Below are 2,239 nucleotides of genomic sequence, written 5' to 3' on the forward strand. Positions count from 1 at the left end.
GGCGCGCCGGACCGGCGTGCCGGGCCGGCCGACGCCGCGCCCGTGCCGGTGGCGCCGGCCGACGGTCCGACCGCGTCGCCGCCCCGGCTGGTCTGCCCGTCCTGCGCGGCCGACAACGCGCCCGACCGGCGGTTCTGCCGCGCCTGCGGCGCCGAACTGGTCGCCCCGGTCGGGCCCGCCGCCCCGCGACGCACCTGGTGGCAGCGCTGCCGGGACCGGCTGCGCCGCCGGTCGCCGGAACGCCGCTCGCTGCGCGAGCAGCGCCGCGCGGCCGGGGCGGCCCGCCGGACCCTGCTGATCGTGCTGGCGCTCTGCCTGGTCGGGGTGCTGGCCATCGCCGGGCCGCCGCTGGTACGCCGCGGCATCGAGGCGGTGCGCGACCGCACCCAGGACCCGACGCCGCTGGTGCCCGCCGCGGTGGTGGCGTCGTCCGAGGCGCCGGGCGCGACCGCGGGCCGGCTGACCGACGGGGCGACCAACCGGTACTGGGCGCCGAACGGGGTGGCCCGGGGCGCCTGGGTGGAGGGTCGGTTCGCCGAGCCGGTCCGGCTGCTCACCGTGGTGATCACACCGGGCGTCAGCCCGCGGCGGCAGGCCTTCCTGGCCGCCGGGCGGCCGCGCGGGCTCACCGTGATCGCCGTCGGTCCGGACGGCCGGCAGGAGAAGACCGACATCGAGCTGCGCGACGAGCCCGGGGAGCAGCACTTCGACGTGCCGGCCGCGAAGGTGGTGCGGATCAGGTTGGTGGTCCGCTCGACGTACGGGCCCGGGCTGCTTCCGTCCGTGGCGATCGGGGAAGCGGAATTCTTCGGTCGACGCTGATCGGGGCGGCGTCGACCAGGGCCGGGTCCAGCCCGAGGGAGACGAGCACGTCGGCGTAGCGGCGGCGGGCGTGCTCCGCGGCGGCGGCGTTGCCCGCCCGGTCGTGCGCGGCGATCAGCAACCGCCAGCCGGCGTCGTGGCACGGGTCGATCTCGACGCAGCGGGCCGCCATCGTCACCGCCGGCCCGGCCGTCGCGCCGCGCAGGGCCGCCTCGGCGAGGCGGGCCGCCGCGTCGGCCGCCTGCCGGCGCAGCACCTCCCGCTCGGCGACCACCCATTCCGCCGGGCCGTCCTCCGGCAGCAGCTCGCCGGTGTACGCGGCCACCACCACCCGCAGGTCGTCCAGCGCACCCGGGTCCTGCGGCGAGGCCCGCCGGGCGGCGCGTTCCACCGCCCGCCGGAACTCCCGCACGTCGCACCAGCTGTCGGCCGGCAGGGCCAGCAGGTACGCGTCGCCGTCGCGGTGCAGCAGCGTCTCCCCGCCGCCGGCCGGCAGGTGGGTGTCGAGGAACCGGCGCAGGCTGGACAGGGCCACGTGCAGGGTGCGGGTGGCCGTGCCGGGGTCGGTGTCCGGCCAGAGCGCGTCGAGCAGCCGGTCGCGGTGCACCGGCCCGGCGTGCATGGCGAGGATCCGGGCCACCGCGCGGGCCCGGGGGCGCAGCGGCGACCAGTTCAGCGGCTCACCGTCCAGGCAGACCTGGAAACCGCCGAAGCAGCGTACGGTCAGCCGGGCCGTGCCGGCCGTGGCGGGTGACGGCCGGGCCTCGGCAGCGGTCCAGGCGGTCACCGCCGCCCGGGGCAGCCCGGCCTGTTCGGCGACGGCGTGCACGGCGGGGAGCGCGGCGGTCCGGCCGGGGCCGGTGGGCGTACCGGCGGCCAGGGCGAGCACCCGGGCGCCCGGGGCGCCGGCGGCCCGGGCGGTGCTCTCCGCCCGGCGTACCTCGACGTCGGCGTCGGGCAGCCGGGCCCGCACGGCGGCCAGCGCGAGCAGCGACTGGGCCCAGGCGGCGAGCACTCCGGCGTCCGCCTCCCGGGCCCGGTCGAGCAGCCGGCCGGCCTCCTCCGGGTCGGGGCCGCCGCGCAGCGACCGGGCCAGCGCGGCGCACCCCGCGGCGAGCAGCGCGCCCCACCGGTCGCCGAGCCGGTCGCACTCCTCCACCACGGCGGCCGCCTCCTTGAGGTCGGCGTCGGCGCCGGCCAGGGCCGGTACGGCCCGGGCCACCCGGGCGAGCCACGGCAGGCCGGCCCGGTCCGCCTCCAGGCCGACGGCACCGACCGCGGCCGCCCCGTGCGGGTCCCCGGCGGCCAGTGCGACGGCGGCGCGCAGCAGCCGGCAGGCGACGCCGACCGGCCCGTCGGCGGGGGCGGCCCGGTCGAGCACCCGCACCGCCTCCACGGCGTGGCCGGCGAGCAGCAG

At 80.5% G+C, this 2,239-nt stretch carries 2 protein-coding genes; one reads left to right on the forward strand and one right to left on the reverse strand.

Annotation, left to right across the window (positions count from 1 at the left end; all coding sequences use genetic code 11):
- Positions 1 to 822, forward strand: an 822-nt coding sequence (locus LQ51_RS33300) for an NADase-type glycan-binding domain-containing protein (RefSeq protein ID WP_046563889.1), incomplete at its 5' end; no start/stop codon positions are given.
- On the opposite strand, the gene LQ51_RS07150 is transcribed toward LQ51_RS33300, so the two are convergent.
- Positions 737 to 2,239: AfsR/SARP family transcriptional regulator (locus LQ51_RS07150; RefSeq protein ID WP_046563890.1), on the reverse strand; the 1,503-nt coding region annotated here is incomplete at its 5' end. The genes LQ51_RS33300 and LQ51_RS07150 overlap by 86 nt on opposite strands.

The sequence above is a fragment of the Micromonospora sp. HK10 genome, from assembly GCF_000982955.1.
Taxonomy (GTDB): Bacteria; Actinomycetota; Actinomycetes; order Mycobacteriales; family Micromonosporaceae; genus Micromonospora.